Source organism: Microbispora sp. H10949 (assembly GCF_014161435.1).
Taxonomy (GTDB): domain Bacteria; phylum Actinomycetota; class Actinomycetes; order Streptosporangiales; family Streptosporangiaceae; genus Microbispora; species Microbispora triticiradicis.
Map to the genome: position 1 here is coordinate 92,550 of NZ_JABBWZ010000011.1, position 17,214 is coordinate 109,763.

General features: G+C 74.0%; 14 protein-coding genes. 10 read left to right on the forward strand and 4 right to left on the reverse strand.

Features of this window, described 5'->3' with window-relative positions:
* Positions 1-150 precede the first annotated feature (150 nt).
* Both HHX40_RS37915 and HHX40_RS37920 read left to right on the forward strand, forming a co-directional pair.
* Positions 151-471 (forward strand): Crp/Fnr family transcriptional regulator, encoded by a 321-nt coding sequence (locus HHX40_RS37915; RefSeq protein ID WP_220499634.1) that lies wholly within the window; start codon positions 151-153, stop codon positions 469-471.
* Between the two features lie 2 nt (positions 472-473).
* Positions 474-770: a helix-turn-helix domain-containing protein gene (locus HHX40_RS37920; protein ID WP_220499635.1), complete on the forward strand. Its 297-nt coding sequence runs from the start codon at positions 474-476 to the stop codon at positions 768-770.
* Here HHX40_RS37920 and HHX40_RS27065 read toward each other — a convergent pair.
* Positions 761-1,279, reverse strand: a complete 519-nt coding sequence (locus HHX40_RS27065; protein ID WP_182882838.1) for a hypothetical protein — start codon at positions 1,277-1,279, stop codon at positions 761-763. The genes HHX40_RS37920 and HHX40_RS27065 overlap by 10 nt on opposite strands.
* Positions 1,280-1,403: 124 nt before the next feature.
* Complete coding sequence (locus HHX40_RS27070; RefSeq protein WP_182882839.1) at positions 1,404-2,780, reverse strand: FAD-binding oxidoreductase; 1,377 nt, start codon at positions 2,778-2,780, stop codon at positions 1,404-1,406.
* Positions 2,781-2,926: 146 nt separating this feature from the next.
* Between HHX40_RS27070 and HHX40_RS27075 the strand changes: the two genes are divergently transcribed.
* The 3 genes from HHX40_RS27075 to HHX40_RS27085 all read left to right on the forward strand — a co-directional run bounded on the left by HHX40_RS27075 (position 2,927) and on the right by HHX40_RS27085 (position 8,472).
* Complete coding sequence (locus HHX40_RS27075) at positions 2,927-3,595, forward strand: hypothetical protein (protein WP_182882840.1); 669 nt, start codon at positions 2,927-2,929, stop codon at positions 3,593-3,595.
* Complete coding sequence (locus HHX40_RS27080; RefSeq protein WP_182882841.1) at positions 3,595-7,149, forward strand: BTAD domain-containing putative transcriptional regulator; 3,555 nt, start codon at positions 3,595-3,597, stop codon at positions 7,147-7,149. The genes HHX40_RS27075 and HHX40_RS27080 overlap by 1 nt, the downstream gene beginning before the upstream one ends.
* Positions 7,150-7,272: 123 nt before the next feature.
* A complete protein-coding gene (locus HHX40_RS27085) occupies positions 7,273-8,472 on the forward strand; it encodes a cation diffusion facilitator family transporter (RefSeq protein ID WP_220499636.1) in 1,200 nt (399 codons plus the stop codon).
* Positions 8,473-8,494: 22 nt separating this feature from the next.
* Here HHX40_RS27085 and HHX40_RS27090 read toward each other — a convergent pair whose 3' ends face one another.
* Entirely contained in the window at positions 8,495-9,265 is a 771-nt protein-coding gene (locus HHX40_RS27090) for a sporulation protein (RefSeq protein ID WP_310738305.1), read from the reverse strand.
* Between the two features lie 134 nt (positions 9,266-9,399).
* Between HHX40_RS27090 and HHX40_RS27095 the strand changes: the two genes are divergently transcribed.
* The 3 genes from HHX40_RS27095 to HHX40_RS27105 all read left to right on the forward strand — a co-directional run bounded on the left by HHX40_RS27095 (position 9,400) and on the right by HHX40_RS27105 (position 11,731).
* Positions 9,400-9,723 carry a YciI family protein gene (locus HHX40_RS27095; RefSeq protein WP_111699986.1) on the forward strand — a complete coding sequence of 108 codons (324 nt, stop codon included), beginning with the start codon at positions 9,400-9,402 and terminating at the stop codon, positions 9,721-9,723.
* A 13-nt stretch (positions 9,724-9,736) separates the two neighbouring features.
* On the forward strand, positions 9,737-11,029 hold the full coding sequence (locus HHX40_RS27100) for an RNA polymerase sigma factor (protein ID WP_182882842.1): 1,293 nt from the start codon (positions 9,737-9,739) through the stop codon (positions 11,027-11,029).
* Between the two features lie 69 nt (positions 11,030-11,098).
* Positions 11,099-11,731: a maleylpyruvate isomerase family mycothiol-dependent enzyme gene (locus tag HHX40_RS27105; protein WP_182882843.1), complete on the forward strand. Its 633-nt coding sequence runs from the start codon at positions 11,099-11,101 to the stop codon at positions 11,729-11,731.
* On the opposite strand, the gene HHX40_RS27110 is transcribed toward HHX40_RS27105, so the two are convergent.
* Positions 11,732-13,945 (reverse strand): NACHT domain-containing protein, encoded by a 2,214-nt coding sequence (locus HHX40_RS27110; protein WP_182882844.1) that lies wholly within the window; start codon positions 13,943-13,945, stop codon positions 11,732-11,734.
* Positions 13,946-14,140: 195 nt separating this feature from the next.
* Here HHX40_RS27110 and HHX40_RS27115 point away from each other — a divergent pair, with 195 nt between their 5' ends.
* Positions 14,141-15,433, forward strand: a complete 1,293-nt coding sequence (locus tag HHX40_RS27115) for an endo-1,4-beta-xylanase (protein WP_182882845.1) — start codon at positions 14,141-14,143, stop codon at positions 15,431-15,433.
* A 283-nt stretch (positions 15,434-15,716) separates the two neighbouring features.
* Entirely contained in the window at positions 15,717-17,159 is a 1,443-nt protein-coding gene (locus tag HHX40_RS27120; RefSeq protein WP_182882846.1) for a glutamine synthetase family protein, read from the forward strand.
* Positions 17,160-17,214: the final 55 nt, after the last annotated feature.

A 17,214-nucleotide genomic window follows, 5' to 3' on the forward strand; every position in this document is an offset into this window, starting at 1 on the left:
ATCGCCGATGTGATTACATCGCGTGACGGATCAGTCTCACAACGTTATGAGCGTAATGACTGGCTAAGGGCGTCTTGGCGTTCGGCCCCCGCCGGGACCCGGTGACGTGGAGAGCCCCGCCGGGTCATACTCCGGCTTGGAGGTGCCGAGGTGACGCGGAGGACCGAGCGACGACCATGGTTGACCGGATCGTTCCTCGACCGGCTCCCGGAGGCCGCGCGCGACGAACTCCTTCGTCTCGGCTCTCCGGTGACGTTCCCCGGCAGGCATGTCCTCGTCCGCGAGGGCGACCCGGGCAGCGCGGTCTACCTGCTGCTCGACGCGCTGGTGAAGGTCACGGCTCTCGCCGAGAACGGGTCCCGGACGCTGCTGTCGATCCGGGCGGCCGGCTGCGCTTCGCCAACCGCCGGCGTCTCGACTTCGCGGGGTACGAGGCCGACGTCTGCCTGGCCCGCATCCTGGTCGACCTAGCTGTGCGGCACGGAAGACCCCACCGTGCGGGCGTCGACGTCGGTGTGCCCGTCACCCAGGCCGAACTGGGGGAACTGGTCGGGATCAGGGAACGCACGGTGCAGAAGGCGATGCACGACCTGTCCGCCCGAAGTCTCGTGCTGCAGCGCCATCGCGGCGTGGTCGTCCGCGACATGGCGGGCCTCACGGCGTTCGCCGGCCTGAGCCCTGGCCGGCCCGCGCCTCCGGCCGTCCGGCTGGAAGCCGCGCCGACCCGGGTTCCGGATCCGTCGCCGCCGGGTGGCGCCGGTCAGCCGTAGAGACCTCCGAGCGCCAGCCACAGCAGGGTGGCGGCGAGCATGAGCGCCGTCCACGGCAGTGCCCGCCCCACCCTGCGGTGCTTGTCGCGGCTCAGCTCGGCGAGCCTGCCCGCCAGCAGCCAGGCCTCCCGTTCCTGCTGCGTCGCGTCCGCCTGCGGCGACGGCCCGGGCTCGCCGCCCGCCAGGCCGAACCTGTTCGGACCCGCCGGCCCGCCGAGCCTGGGCCGCAGTCCCTGAACGAGGTGGTAGCCCGCCACGAAGAACCCCGCCGCGTAGAGCGCGAGAAGGACCACGGCGACGACGCCGAGCAGCGCCGGCCTGCCGGGCGCCCGGAGAGCGGCGAGCACTCCGATCTGTGTGGCCGCCACCGCCGCCGCGCCGAGATGCACGGTGGTCACCGTGGCCACCTTGGAATCGGCGTGCTGCACGTAGCCCTGGAAGGCGCCGACAGCCGTCAGCGCCACCTGGAGCGCCTCGTTCGGCGTGAGCCGGTTCCTGCGCCCGTACATCGGCATCCCCTCCGTCGTTTCTCCCATTGAAGAGCCGGCGAGGAGGCGTACGGCCGCATCGATGCGGCTTCTCGCGAAACTCCGGCGGACGGCCGGGCCCGCGTGCTCAGCCGGGCCCGCGTGCTCAGCCCTCGCGAGGAACGACGTGACCGAAGCGGAACAGGTTCGCCGGGTCGTAGACGTCCCGCAGCTTCGCCAGCCGCCGCAGCGTCTCCGCGGGCCAGGCCCGGGAGAGCTCCTCGGGCGCCAGCGCGCCGCCGTGGAAGTTGATCTGCGTGCCGCCGGTGGCCCAGGGCGCGGCGGCCTCGGTCACCGCCCGTACGGCGGCGGGGACGGCGGTCTCCATCAGCTCGGGCACCGGCGCGCCGATGACCAGCAGCGAGAAGGCGGCGTCGCGCCCGCCCACGGCGTTCGGCTCCCTGGGCTCACGGGCGAGCGCCCCGCCGAGCTGGCGGATCTCGACGACGGCGAGCGGCGCGGGCACGGCCGGCCCGGCCGCCGCCAGCAGCGCCTCCACGGTCTCCGCGGTCAGCTCCCGCAGGAGCACCCCCCGCTCCGCGACCGGCATCGGCCCGGCCGGGTCCTGATGGATGGAGTCGATCGCCGCGTACGGCAGGGGGCCGACGGCCTGGAGCACGGGCTCGGCCACGGCCCGCATGGGCGCGAGCAGGTCCTCGGCCTCCTGCCCCTCCCCCACGTGCGCGACCCGCAGGTGGACGACGAATTTGCCGCTGAGCTGCGGCGGCAGCTCGGGCAGCGGGGGCAGGCGCAGCAGCGCGACCGAGGTCGTGGTGGCCTCGGGCAGCGTGCCGGCCCAGGTGCGGTAGGCGTGCAGGACCCGCCCGGCGTCCTCGGCGGCGTAGAACAGGCCGCCGCCGTAGAGGTGGGTGAGCGGCAGCAGGTCCACGGTGATCGAGGTGACGACGCCGAATCCGGCCTTGCCGCCGCGCAGCGCCCAGAAGAGGTCGGGCTCGCTCCCGGGGCCGGCGGTGCGGACGACGCCGTCGCCGGTCACGACGGTGATCTCCCGCACGTGGTCGGCGGCGAAGCCGAAGGTCCGCGCGATCGGCCCGATGCCGCCGCCGAGCGTGAAGCCCACCACGCCGACGCCGGTCGCCGAGCCGCACAGCGGGGCCAGCCCGTACGGCGCGGCGGCGGCGATCACCTCGCCCCAGGTGCAGCCCGCCGCGATCACGGCGGTGCGGGCGGAGGCGTCGACCACGATCTCCCGCATGGCGCGGGTGCTGATCAGCAGCGCGCCGTCGGCCGCCTGCACGGCTCCGTGGCCGGTCGACTGGACCGCCACCGGCAGTCCGTGCGCGGCGGCGAGCCGCACGGCCGCGGCCACGTCGGCGGCGCCCTCCGCCGCCACGATCACCGCGGGCCGGTGCCGCACGGCGAGGTTGAACCCCGCGGCCTCCTCGGCGTACCCGTCCTGCCCCGGGACCAGGACCCGCCCGGTGACCTGCCCGCGGAGCGCGTCCTCGATGGTGCTGTACATGTCCGTCCTCGATGTCGCTGTGGTTGACGGTCACAGTTGTCGCAGCCACCGCTTGGGATGTTCTTGCGCCGCCCGCGCCGCCGGGCGGCGGGACGGACCAAGCGAACTCCTAGAGACGTCCAAGAGACCCCGCGCACGCTGGGGCGATGTCGTCGCCAACGAACGAGCGGCCGCCGCGTCCCCACGAGCCGTACGCCGGCGAGCCGTACGCCGACGAGCCGGAGGGCCGTCCGCCGCCCAGCACGCTGCTGCTGCGCGAGGTGGCCGCGCACGCGGGCGCGCCGGGCGCCGAGATCCTCGGCCCGGCGCTGCCGCTCGCCCTGCGGGAGGTCCCGCCCGCCCGCTGCCGCCTCTACGTGCTGGCCGACCTCGCCGACCCGGCCGCCGCCGCGCCCCTGGCCGCCGCGCTGCTGGAGACGGCGGAGCCCTCGCGCGCCCGGTCCGCCGGGGGCGACGCGGCGTGCGGCGGCGGGCGCTGGGCCCTGTTGCGCGCCCTCACCGTCGCTCCGCCGGACCGAGGTCACGTATGCGGCGGGGGCCTCGTCCGCCGCCTGCTCGACCGCCTGCTCGACGACCTGCTCATGGAACTGCGCGCGGACGGGATCCGGTCCGTCGTCTTCCACGCCGTCCCCGGCGACATCCCCGGCGACGGCACCGGGAACGGAACCGGGGGCGCCGCGGTGCGCGCCCTCCTGGAGGACGCCGGTTTCACCGAGCGGACCGGCCCCCCGTTCGCTGGCGAGAATCACCGGACATCTGAGTATGATGAGCCAGAAATCCGACTTAGGGCCGTATGGCTTGTTCGGGAGTTGTGATGCGGACAAGCATCGACGGCGGGCGATTACCGGCGCCTCGCCCGGCCCGGGCCGACCGGCGGAACTCCGCCCTGGACTTCCGCCTTCTCGGCACGGTCGAGGTCGCCGACGCCGCCGGAACGGTCCTCGACCTCGGCCCGCGCAAGCAACGCGCCGTGCTGGCGCTGCTGTTGCTGAACGCCCCCCACGTCGTGCCGCTCGACCAGCTCATCGACCGGCTGTGGAGCGACGAACCGCCCTCCAGCGCCACGGGAACGCTCCAGGCGTACATCTCGCACCTGCGCAGGACGCTCGAACCCCTGCGCAGCCCGCGCTCGCCCGCCCAGGTGCTGCGTACGAGGGAACCCGGCTACCTGCTCGACGTGCAGCCGGACCAGATCGACGCCGAGCGGTTCACCCGGGCCGCCGAGGCCGCGCACGCCGCCCTCGCCGCCGGCCGTCCCGAGGAGGCCGACCGGATCCTCCGGCCCGCACTGGCCCTGTGGCGCGGCGAGCCGCTGGCCGACCTCGCCGACGAGCCGTTCGCCCGGTCCACGATCTCCCGGCTGGCCGAGACCCGCCTCTCCGCGCTGACCGTAAGGGCGGAGGCGTGGCTCGCGCTGGGACGGGCGGCCGAGGTGACGGTCGAGGCCGAGCGCCTGCTGGAGCGGGACCCCTACCGCGAGGGCCTGTGGGCGCTGCTCATGCGTGCCCTGTACCGGGAACGCCGCCAGGCCGAGGCGCTGGCGGCCTACCAGCGCTGCCGTACGCTGCTCGACGACGAACTGGGGCTCGACCCGAGCCCGGAGCTGCGGCGGCTGGAGCAGGCCATCCTGCACCAGGACGAGTCGCCGGCGGGTCCGTGGCCGCCCGCCGCCGCGCCGGCGCGGCCCGCCGGGCTCGTGCCGGACCCGCCGGTCTCCCCGGACAGGGACGCCACCGCGCCCGGCGCCCCGGGCACCGCGGACGCCGTGGACAGCGCGGACGCGTCCGCGCAGGCCTCCGGAACGCCGGGCCTCGTGGGGCGGGAGCCGTACCTGCGGCGGATCGCCGAGCGGCTCGACGACCTGCGCCGGGGCGTCGGCGGGGTGTTCCTGGTCAGCGGGGAGTCCGGCATCGGCAAGACGCGCCTCGCGGAGGCCGCCGCGGCGATGGCGGCCGGACGCGGAGCCGTGGTCGCCTGGAGCAGGTGCGTCGAGGGAAGCGGCGCTCCCGCGTTCTGGCCCTGGATCCAGGCCCTGCACGCCCTTGAGACGGACGGCGACCTCACCCGCCTCGCCCACCGCCTGTCGGACGGCGACAGAGCAGACGACAGGGCAGACGACAGGACAGGCGACCGGACGGGCGACCGGACGGACACGGCCGACCCCGACACCGCCCGGTTCCTGCTGCACGACGCCGTGGCGCGGGCGCTGGCGCGGCGGGCCGCCGCCACGCCGGTCCTGGTCGTGGTGGAGGACCTCCACTGGGCCGACGCGGCGTCGCTGAAGCTGCTCACCTTTCTCGGCGCCGACCTGCACCGCCTCCCGCTGCTGGTGCTCGCGACCGTACGGCCCGAGCCCGCGACGGGCAGGCAGGCGCTGACCGAGGCGCTCGGCGAGCTGACCCGCCAGCGCGGCACCGAGCGGATGAGCGTCGCGCCGTTCACCCCCGAGCAGATCACCGACTACCTGCGGGAGGCGGGCCGGGACGGGTCCGGGCCCGAGCTCGCCCGCGCGCTGCACGACAGGACCGGCGGGAACCCGTTCTTCCTCGGCGAGCTGTTGCGCCTGCTGACCAGCACCCACACCGGCGGCCGGGTCGGCGCGGCGGACGTGCTGGAGACCGCCGTGCCCGACGGCGTACGCGACGTGATCAACCAGCGGGTGTCGCGGCTGCCGGAGGACTCCCAGACCCTGCTGCGCGCCGCCGCCGTCATCGGCCGGGACGTGGACGCCGACGTGCTGGAGACCGCGACCGGCATCGGCGGTTCCCGGGTGATGATGCTGCTCGAACCCGCCGTCGCGACCGGGCTGCTGGTCGAGGTGGACGGCGGCTGGGACTACCGCTTCTCGCACGCCCTGGTGCAGGAGGCGCTGTACTCGGGGCTCAGCCGGAGGCAGCGCGCCCAGCTGCACGGCCGCGTCGGCGAGGCGATCGAGAGCCTGCGGTGGGGCGAGGCCGCCTCGCGGCTGCCCGCGCTGGCCCACCACTTCGCGCTGGCCGCCAGGGTCGGGTACGCCGGCAAGGCGGTCGCGTACGCCGTGGAGGCGGCCGGGCAGGCGGCGGCGCGGCTCGCCTACGACGAGGCCGTCCTCTACTGGGAGCAGGCGCTCGACGCCTGCGCCGCCGGGCCCCCGGCCACCCGGTGCTCGCTGCTGATCGGCCTGGGCAGGGCCCGGCGGGTGACCGGCGACGTGAACGGCGCGCGGAGCGCGCTCGACGAGGCCGTGACGCTCGCCACCGCCCTCGGCGACGACGCGGCGGTCATCGAGGCGGCCACGGTCTTCGGCGGCGTCACGCTGTGGAACTGGCGCTCGTACGGCGTCGTGGACGAGCGCATGGTGACCGTGCTGGAGGACCAGCTCTCCCGGCTGGATCCGGACGCCGCCGGCACCCGGGCGGAGCTGCTCGGCACGCTCGCCGTCGAGCTGTACTACGGCGAGCGGCGCGGGGAGGGCCGCCGGCACGCGCTGGAGGCGGTGGAGCTGGCCCGCCGTACGGGTGACACCCGGTTGCTGGCGCGCACGCTGAACAACTTCGTCATCGCGGCCTGGACGCCGGAGAACGAGGAGGAGCGCTACCGCGCGGCGGAGGAGATGCTGGGCCTTCCCGGCCTCCCCCGGGCCACCGAGATCATCGCCCGCCTGCACCGCATGCCCAGGTTCCTGAAGGCGGGCCTGATCGCCGACTACGACGCGGAGCTCGCCCGCTGCCTGCGACTCACCGCCGAAGTGCGGATGCCGGAGATCGAGACACAGGTCTCGTACGCCGCGGCCGGGCGAGCGTTGCTGGCGGGCGACTGGGCGGAGGCGAAGCGCCTCGCCGACCTCAGCACCGGGAGCTACCGTCGCACCAGCCTCTGGGGGCCGGACGTCCTGAAGCGGATCAACTCGTTCTTCGTGGAGTGGGGCCAGGGCCGGGGCGGTGGCCTCCTCGCCGAGCTCGTCGAGTCCGCGGCCGACGAGTCCAACATGATCGCACGCCCGACGGCCGTGCTCGCGGCGGTCGAGGCGGGGGACCACGACCTGGCCCACCGGCTGATCGACCGCTGGGGAACCGTGGCGCCACAGGACTGGACGTGGCAGTTCGTCGCCTGGCAGTGGGGTCTGGTCGCCGCGCGGCTCGGCCGTCCCGACCCCCACGCCATGCTCGCGGAGCTGCGGCCCATCGCCCACGAGCTGGTGATCATGGGCACCGGCTGCGTCGCCTGGGGAACACTCCACGACGTGGTCGCCGAACTGCTGCACCGGACCGGCGACACCTCCGCCGCGCTGGCGCACGCCGAGGCGGCGCGCGATGCCCATCGCCGTCTCGGCCTGCCCCATCTCGTCCGCCGCAGCGAGGCCCTCGTACGGGAGATCTCGGGCGGCTGATCCCGGCTGGGTCTCCAGCTCGGCGCCCGTCGCGGACGGGGTGCGGCTGCGGAACGCTCGCAACTGCGCCGGGCACGCTGTTGTCGAGGTGCTGCGACGGCTTTTCCGAGGCATGGTGGTGCCATGAGCCAGGAACAGGCCGGTCCCGGTCCCCGGCACGAGCACGGCCACGGGCACGAGCACCACCACGGGCACGAGCACGGCCACGGGCATGGGCACGGGCACGGTGGGGGCGGGTTGCGGGGGCGGGTCGCGCACCTGCTGCGGCCGCACTCGCACGAGGCCGCGGACAAGGTCGACCCGGCGATGGAGTCCTCCGCCCGGGGCATGCGGGCGCTGTGGGTGTCGCTGGCCGGTCTGGGGGCGACGACGCTGGTCCAGGCGGTGGTCGTGGTGCTGTCGGGGTCGGTGGCGCTGCTCGGCGACACGCTGCACAACGCGGCCGACGCCCTGACCGCGGTGCCGCTCGGGATCGCGTTCCTGCTCGGCCGCCGCCCGCCGACCCGCCGCTACACGTACGGCTACGGGCGGGCCGAGGATCTCGCGGGCGTGGCCATCGTGCTGACGATCGCCGCCTCCTCGGCCGCCGCGGCGTACGCCGCGATCGTCCGGCTCCTGGAGCCGCGGGAGGTCACCCACCTCGGGGCCGTCGCGGCGGCGGCCCTGGTGGGCTTCGCCGGCAACGAACTGGTCGCCCGTCACCGCATCCGGGTCGGCCGGGAGATCGGCTCGGCGGCGCTCGTCGCCGACGGCCTGCACGCCCGCACCGACGGTCTCACCTCGCTGGCCGTGCTGGCCGGGGCGGGCGGGGCCGCGCTCGGCTGGACCTGGGCCGACCCCGCCGTGGGACTGCTCATCACGGTCGCGATCCTGACGGTCCTGCGGCAGGCCGCGCGGGAGGTGTACCGGCGGCTGATGGACGCCGTCGACCCCGCTCTCGTGGACCTCGCCGAGGAGACCCTCCGCGGTACGCCGGGCGTGCTGGGCACCGGCCAGGTGCGGCTGCGCTGGATCGGGCACCGGCTGAGGGCCGAGTGCGAGGTGATCGTCGACGCGGGGACGACCGTGGTGGAGGCCCACCGGGTCGCGGTCGAGGCGGAGCACAACCTGATCCACGCCGTGCCCCGGCTGACCGCCGTGATCGTGCATCCCGATCCGCTGCCCGGTGACGGCGTGGACCACCACGCCGTCCTCGACGGCCACCACCGGGATCAGCGGCAGGATCACCCCCAGGACCACCGCCGGACCCACCGGCCCGAGAACCGGCGCGACCACCGGCAGGATCGCCGTCACGGCCACCACCCGGCAGGCCGGCCCGGCTGACCCGCCGGAGGCGGCCGAAGGGTCAGAACCAGCCGCGGTGGCGGGCCATGGACGCCAGGCCGTCGCGCAGCGCCTGCTCCACCGCGCCCGGATGGTCGCCGTACCCCACCCGGAACCGGTTGTAGACGTCGTGACTCGAGGTGAGGAAGCCGCCCCTCTTGTCGGCCTCCAGGATCACGTCCATCGAGTGCGGCCCGGCGATGAAGGTCAGCTCGAGCTCGCTGAAGTGGCGCCGCCACTCGGAGCCCGCGTGATACTCGATCTCCTGGTAGAACGGCATGGACGAGCCCCGGATCGTCCCGCGTTCCAGGTCGGCCCGCTTGAAGTGGAAGCCCATGTGCATGAGCGCCCCCAGCAGGTGGTCCTGCGCGGGCAGCGGAGCGACGTGCAGCGGGTCGAGGTCGCCCTTGTCGAGCGCGCCCGCGAGCGCGAGCTCGGTGGCCACGCCGAGACGCATGCCCGGCAGCGGACGCCCGCCGATCGCGCTGACCGGCGTCTCCCAGGGCACCGGGATCGCGAAGGGCAGCGTGCGCGCCTCTCCCGCCCGCAGGTCGAACGGCCCGGACACCGGCGCGCGCAGGAAGCTGTAGGTGACGTGGTGTTCCTCGTCGCCGCGCTCGACCTCCACCACGGCGGTGAAGTCGACGGTGATCCCCTCCACCTTGTGGTCGGAGGAACCACCCCGGAAACGGACCTCGCCGTACAGGGTCTCCCCCGGGCGCACGTGCGGGTCACGCAGCACCGTGTCGACCTCGACCCCGGATCCCAGCGCGGCCATCAGCTTACGGAACACCGATCACTCCCTTGTCTGCGGCGTACACCGGTCGGAACGACCCGTTTCCCCGCCGGGTTCCCGCCGGCGGTGTCCGTTCCGGGCCGTCCCGTTCGTCGTACGGTCAGGATGGGACGACGGCCCGAGGAGGACGGATGAAGTACGTGCTGCTGATCTGCGGCGACGAGTCGGCGGCGGAACACGCCGCCGACGGCTGCGGCGGGTGGTCGGAGACGATGCTGGAGCGCGGCGTGCTCCGGGGAGGGGCGGGGCTGCGCCCGCCGGACGACGCCACCACACTGCGGGTGCGCGGCGGCGAGGTGCTGCTGTCGGACGGGCCGTTCGCCGAGACCAAGGAGCAGATCGGCGGGTTCTGCCTGATCGAGTGCGCCGACCTCGACGAGGCGATCGAGGTCGCCGCCGCCCACCCCGCCGCGGCGTACGGGACGATCGAGATCCGCCCGCTCGTGTCGCCGTGAGGCGTTCCCCGAGATGAGACCCAGAGCCACCGCACCCGGAGCCACGACGGCCGGCGCCGCGCCGTCTCCGGTCGAGGCCGCCGTCGCCGAGGCGTTCCGGGAGGAGTGGGGGCAGCTCGTGGCGACGCTCATCCGCCGGACCGGTGACTGGGACCTGGCCGAGGAGTGTGTGCAGGACGCGTTCGCCCTGGCCCTGCGCGCCTGGCGGCGCGACGGCGTGCCACGCCGGCCCGGGGCGTGGCTGACCACCGCCGCGCGCAACCGGGCCGTGGACCTGCTGCGCCGCGAGGCGGCCGGCGCCGCCAAACTGCGGGAGGTCGCGAGCGCGATGCGGGAGGACGGCGTGCCGTACGGACCGGAGCCCGGCGACGAGCCGGACGTGCCCGACGACCGGCTGCGGCTGATCTTCACCTGCTGCCACCCGGCGCTCGCGCCGGAGGCCCGGGTGGCGCTGACCCTGCGGACCCTCGCCGGGCTCACCACCGCCGAGATCGCCCACGCGTTCCTGGTCGGGGAGCAGGCGATGGCCAAGCGCCTGGCCCGGGCCAAGCAGAAGATCCGGCACGCGGCGATCCCCTACCGGGTGCCGCCGGCGCATCTGCTGCCCGAGCGCCTCCCGGCGGTGCTCGCCGTGCTGTACCTGCTGTTCAACGAGGGCTACTCGGCGACGTCCGGCGCCGGCCTGATGCGGCCGGACCTCGCCGCCGAGGCGATCCGGCTGGCCCGGGTGCTGGTGCGGCTGATGCCGGACGAGCCGGAGGCGGCGGGCCTGCTCGCGCTCATGCTGCTGCACCACGCCCGCCGGGCCGCCCGCCTGGACGGGGCCGGCGACCTGGTGGTCCTGGAGGAGCAGGACCGCACGCTGTGGGACGCCGCACGGATCGCCGAGGGCGTCGCCCTCCTGGACGGCGCGCTGCGGCGGGGCCGTCCCGGCCCCTACCAGGTGCAGGCCGCCATCGCCGCCTGTCACGCCACCGCCGCCCGCCCGGAGGACACCGACTGGGCCCAGATCTCCGTCCTGTACGCGCGGCTCGCGGGCCTGGTCCCGTCCCCCGTCGTGGAGCTGAACCGGGCGGTGGCGGTGGGGATGTCGGCCGGTCCCGCCGCCGGTCTGGCGTTGCTCGACGCGTTGCGGGAGTCGGGGGCGCTGGCCGGTTACCACCTGCTGCCCGCCGCCCGGGCCGACCTGCTGCGCCGCCTGGGCCGTACGGCCGAGGCGGGCGACGCCTACCGGGAGGCGATGGGCCTGGCCCCGACCGGCGCGGAACGCCGCCATCTCGCCCGCCGCCTCGCGGCCCTGGAGTAGGTGTCCGTCCGGGCCGTTCCCGTTCGTCGGCAGGACGTACAGGTGGACGACCGGAAGGACGGCGGACAGATGGGAACGGACATACGGCGGATGATCGCGGCCGAGCGCCGCGAGCTGGCGGACCTGCTGAGCGGGCTGCCGCCGCGGGCGTGGGACGCGCCGTCGCTGTGCGCGGGCTGGCGGGTCCGGGAAGTGGTGGCGCACCTGACCCTGCCCTACCGCCACTCGGGGCCGCGCGTGCTGGCCGGCCTGGTCGCGGCCCGGGGGAACTTCGACCGGCTGGCCGACCGGCTCGCCCGCCGCGACACGGCCTCGCTGACCGCGGAGGAGCTGACCGCGTGCCTGCGGGACAACGCCGAGCACCCGTGGCGGCCCCCGGGCGGCGGCTTCGAGGGCGCGCTGTCGCACGACGTGATCCACGGGATGGACATCACGGTGGCTCTGGGGATCGACCGGCGGGTTCCCGGCGAACGGCTGCGCGTGCTGCTCGACGGCGCGCTGTCGCCGAGGGCCCGCCGTTACTTCGGCGTCGATCTCGACGGGATCGAACTGCGGGCCGACGACGTGGACTGGTCGTTCGGGTCGGGCGTCCTGCTCACCGGCGCGGCGCAGGACCTGGTCCTGGTGCTGTCCGGCCGCAGGCTGCCGGAAGGACGGCTGCGCGGCGAGCCCAGCGCCCGTTTCACCCGCCGAGCGGTCTGATCACCGGTTCTCGCCGGGGTGACGGTGCAGGTGGGCGAGGCGGTCCTGGAGCCTCTCGTGCCGGAACCGGTACACCGGCCCCACCTGGCGGAGCAGGCCGACCCGATGGGCGTCCTCCAGGAGGGTCATCAGCCGGAGCGGGACGCGGCGCCGGGCGCGGAGCATGGCGACGGCCACCAGGTAGGTTGAGCTGGCGCCGGTGAACCCGAAGGTCAGCGTGAACACGACGCCGCCGGCGAGGCCGAAGGCGATCCCGGCCTCGGCTCCGCGCAGCAGCCCGGAGAACCCGTCCACGAGCGTGCCGGCGACGCCGAAGGCGAGGCCGAGCGCCGTGCCGAACGTGAGGGACCTGCCGTACACGAGCCGGAGGTCCCGCCGGAGCGTGGTCACCGGGCCCTGCGGCCGGTCGTTCGTCAGGGGGGTCGTCACCCACTTGTTCAGCCCGAGGGTGACGCCGCCGATGGCTCCCACGACGAGCCCGTAGAGGACCAGGCCGCCGACCTCGGAGGACATGCCCGCGACCCGCCACAGGGCGAACGCCGCGGCCATGCCGACCGGGAGCACCGTCACCAGCCCGAGCGCCAGCTGCCCGGCGAGGCCGGTGACGTTGCCGCGCCAGCGCAGGTTGGCGTACGCCGGCTCCAGCGAGTAGCCCTTGAGGCGCTCCAGGATGATCCCGCCGGTCAGCCCGCCCACGAGGCCGCCCACCGGTCCCCCGGCGAGGCCGAACAGCAGGGCGTCGCGCAGGCTGCCCGCGTGCGGGCTGCGCAGCGCCACGACGGCGTCGCTGACCAGTCCCACGGTCGTCCCGACCGTCAGGCCGACGGACACACCGCCGATCAGGATGCTCGTACGCCGCGGCACCGACCGGTGGAGGTGCCACCAGCGGAAGTCCCTGCTGCCGGTCTCGGACATGTGGTGCGCGACGAAGGCCAGCCGGCCGCGGGCCTCCTCCGGGTCCCACGACCGCTGCGGGCGGAACGGATGGTCGTGTTCGTGCCGCTCGTCGGGGTCGTCGTCCGGCGGGGCGGCCGAGAACGTCGCCTGGACGAGGTTGTCGAGCAGGTGCTCGGTGACGGCGTCCGCCGTGTCGAAGCGTCCGGAGTCGCACAGCGGCGCGGGGTTGGCGCGGGTCTCGATGTAGACCTTGTAGAGCAGCCACACGACCAGCGGCGTGGACAGCGCCTCGGCCAGCGGGCCGTCCGGCTCGCTCTTCAGCGCGGCCAGCAGCTCCGCCCAGCCGGCTCGCTGGCCGGGCGCGAGCCGGTCGAGGAGATAGGAGATGACGTCGGCGCTCTTCACCGGCCTGGGCTCGATGACGGCCGCGCCGGCCAGCGGCGCGCCACCGCCCCCGTTCACGGCGGCCAGGTACTCCGACGTACGGCAGGTGAGGATGAGCGCCTCGACGGCCGAGGCGTCGTTCAGGGCGTCGACCACCTTGGACCGCACCGGGCTCGGCAGTTCGTCGAGGCCGTCGAGGACGGGCAGGATCCGGCGGTACGTCACGAGGCCGCGCGCCGCGTCGGGGCCGAAGCCGGACGCGCGCAGCGCCGGGTAGTTCTCCCGCAGCCGCCTGGCCAGCCAGCGGTGGACGGGCTCGTCCGACGGGTCCCACCCGGACATCGACAACAGCACGGGCACCGGGTCGCCCTCCCGGTGCTCCTTCAGCAGTTCGCTGAGCAGCAGGACGGCCAGCGTGGTCTTGCCCATGCCGACCTCGCCGATGATCACGAGCCGGCGCCGCGCGAGCTTGCGGAACCGTCCGGCCATCTCGGGCATCCGGTCGGTGCGCCCGTCGAACCGCACCCTGCCGAGGCCGAACCAGGAGCGCAGCAGCCGCGCCCCGTCGATCCGCTCGTCCTGGTCCATCACGTCGAGGCCGGAGATCTTCCAGCGGACGGGCAGCCGGGCGGGCTGGTCGAGCTCGCGCATGACGATCTCCTCGCGCCACTGCTCCCGCACCAGCACCCGCAGCGTCCGCTCGGCGCGGTCGATCTGCTCGATCGTGCTCGTCCCGCCCGGCTGCCGCTGCCGCCAGCTGCTGATCAAGGGCGGCACCAGGGCGAACACGGCGAGGGCCACGCTCGCGAGCTGGGCCCAGTTGGCCGCGGCGTCGGAGTCGGAGAGTTTCGTCAGGCCGTAGCCGAGGCCGCCGACGGCGACCAGCCCCGCGGAGGGAAGGGCGGCGCGCCGCCACCCGGCCGGGACTCTCATGCGCTCATCGTGACAGCGGGTGCACTTTCTGGCGATAGCGCGATGCGCATTCCGACTGTTGTCTGCACCTTTCAGACAGCCTGGGCCTTTCCCAGCACAAGCGATACTGTGCACTGGATCATGAGACCCCTCCGGCGGGAGCGTGGAGGCTCTCGGAGAGGGTCCTCCGCCCCGCGCACTCCCTGGAGGCCGCCCATGTCGTCGCGCCCCGCCTTCGACCCCTCCGGCTTCGACCCCTCCTCCTTCGACCCCGACCCGTTGATCAGGAAGCACCGCACCGCGGACGCCACGCTGACCGTGACCGCGCAGGGCGCGCCGCTGGCCGGTCAGGAGGTGGTCGTCGCGCAGCGGCGGCACAGGTTCCTCTTCGGCTGCACCGGCGGCGACTTCATCCCGCTGGCGAACGGCGAGGCCCCCGCGCCGGACCAGCCGCCCGCCACCGGCTCCCAGGCAGTCGCCGACCTGTGGCTCGACGTCTTCAACTTCGCCACGCTGCCCTTCTACTGGGGGTGGTTCGAGCCCGAACGCGGCCGTCCGGACACCGAGCGGACACTCACCGCCGCGCGGTGGTTCGCCGACCGGGGGTGCGTGGTGAAGGGGCACCCGCTGGCCTGGCACACCGAGACGGCCGGCTGGCTGATGGACCTGCCGAACGCCGAGATCGCCAAGGCGCAGGCGGACCGCATCCGGCGCGAGGTGACCGAGTTCGCCGGCGTGATCGACATGTGGGACGTCGTCAACGAGGTCGTGATCATGCCGATCTTCGACAAGTACGACAACGGCATCACCCGGATCTGCCGGGAGATGGGCCGCATCCCGTTGGTCCGGATGGTCTTCGACGCGGCCCGCGAGGCCAACCCGCGCGCCACGCTCCTGCTCAACGACTTCGACATGTCCGCGGCGTACGAGTGCCTGATCGAGGGCGTGCTGGAGGCGGGCGTCGAGATCGACGTGCTCGGCCTGCAGAGCCACATGCACCAGGGCTACTGGGGCGAGGAGAAGACGCTCGCGACCATCGACCGCTTCGCGCGGTACGGCCTGCCCATCCACTTCACCGAGACGACGATCGTCTCCGGCCACATCATGCCCGAGGAGATCGTCGACCTGAACGACTACCAGATCCCCGAGTGGCCGACGACCCCCGAGGGGGAGGCCCGCCAGGCCGACGAGGTCGTGCGCCACTACAAGACGCTGCTGTCACACCCGTCGGTCGAGGCGATGACCTACTGGGGGCTGTCGGACGGCGGCTGGCTCGGCGCGCCGGGCGGCTTCGTCCGGGTCGACGGCACGCCCAAGCCGTCGTACGAGGCGCTGCGCTCGCTCGTCAAGGGCGAGTGGTGGCTGCCGCCCACGACGATGGTCACCGACGACGACGGCCGGGTGCGCTTCACCGGCTTCCTCGGCGAGTACGAGGTGTCGGCCGGCGGGAGGACGGCCGTGTTCTCCCTGGACGAGCCGGGCGAGGCCGCGGTGGGTGCGGAGATCTGACGTCTCCCGCGCATCCTGTGGCCCTGAGCGCCGCTCCCCGCCCACGGGGGGCGGCGCTCCGCCGTCCGGATGACGAATGCCTGCGGCGCCGCCGGAACACACGGCGAAAAGGCCCGCCGCAGGAAGCTGCAATGGGGAACTCCTTGACGCGGATTCGTGTCCCGACTTTGGATATTTACTGTCGCTGACAACCACCGTTCCCCCCGGAGGCGCAAATCTCCAGCCGGACCATGCCCACGTCACTCGCCGGAGCAGGAAACCCCACGCCTCGGAAGGAAAGGCGATGACGGGAATCGACGATTTCCTGAACAGGCAGGGCCGGGCGGACGACGTCGCCCACGCCCGCAAACTCATCGACACTTTCGAAATCGAATACATCTATGTGCAGTACGTGACGGTGACGGGCAGAGTGGTCGGCAAAGGCATGCCGGCCGCGCACTGGGAGCGGGTGGCCGAGCGCGGAGTGCAACTCGTCTACGGCTCGACCGCGAACGTCTCGGCCGGCCGGACCGGACGCTATCTCGGTTACGGCCCGGAGGCCTCGGAACTGGTCGCCGTCCCCGAACCCGACACCTTCGCGCGGCTCCCCTGGGACGGCCGGGTGGCGAGGGTCTTCGCCAGGCTCTTCCGCAACCGGGAGGAGGAGCACGAGCCGGGCGCCCCGCTGACGTCCGACTGCCGGGGGAACCTGGCCCGGATGACGGCCGGCTTCGCGGACCGGCACGGGCTCGAACTGCGGATCGGGACCGAGCCGGAGATGATGTGGCTGCGCCGCGACGGTGCGGAACTGGTGGGCGCCTCGAAGCCCTACTGCTACCACATCGACCAGTTCGAGGAACTGCGCGACGTGATGCTCAGGGTGCTGCGGTACGCGCGGGAGATGGGCCTGGACATGATCCAGGGTGACCACGAGGACGCGCCGGGGCAGCTGGAGCTCAACTTCGCCTTCGACGAGCCGCTCCGCAACGCGGACAGGCTGATCACCTACCGCCAGATCTGCCGGCAGGTGGCCCGCGAGTTCGATCTCGTCGCGTGTTTCATGACCAAGCCCTTCATGGGACTGTCGGCGTCCGGCTGTCATCACAACTTCTCGCTCTGGAGCGGTGGCGAGGACGCTCCGATGGCCGACGCTCCGGACGCCGTCGGGAGGAACGTCGCCGCCTATCGCCGAGGCGGCCGCAACCTCTTCCCGCGCGCGGACGGCGCCGGCCTGAGCGAGGAGGCGCTGCACTCGATCGGCGGGGTTCTCGCGCATCTCCCGGCCCTGACCGCGCTCGCCGCGTCCACGGTCAACTCCTACCGCCGCATGTGGGACAGCGGGCTGTGGGCGCCCTTCACCCGTGGGTGGGGACACCAGAACCGGACGTGCGCTCTGCGGGTGTCCGCGCCGGACCGGATCGAGTACCGGGCCGCCGACTCGATGGTGAACCCGTACCTGATGGCGGCCGGGCTGCTCGCCGCCGTCGGCGACGGCCTCCGTTCTAAGCTGCCCGCGGGCGAGCCGACCACCGCGAACACCTACGAGTCGGACGCCGCCCGAGCCGACCGGCTGCCGATGAACCTCGGCGAGGCGCTGGCCGCGCTCCACGACGACGCGCTCGTCCGCTCCGCGCTCCACGGCGACCTCTACTCGGTGTTCCGTGACCACAAGCAGGACGAATGGGAGCGCTTCCTGGCGACGACCACCTCCTGGGACTTCGACGCCTACCTCGACTACGTGCCATGACTCGCGGGTCCCCGAGGGGACTCACCGGAACCGCGGCCCGCCACAGCGAATGAGG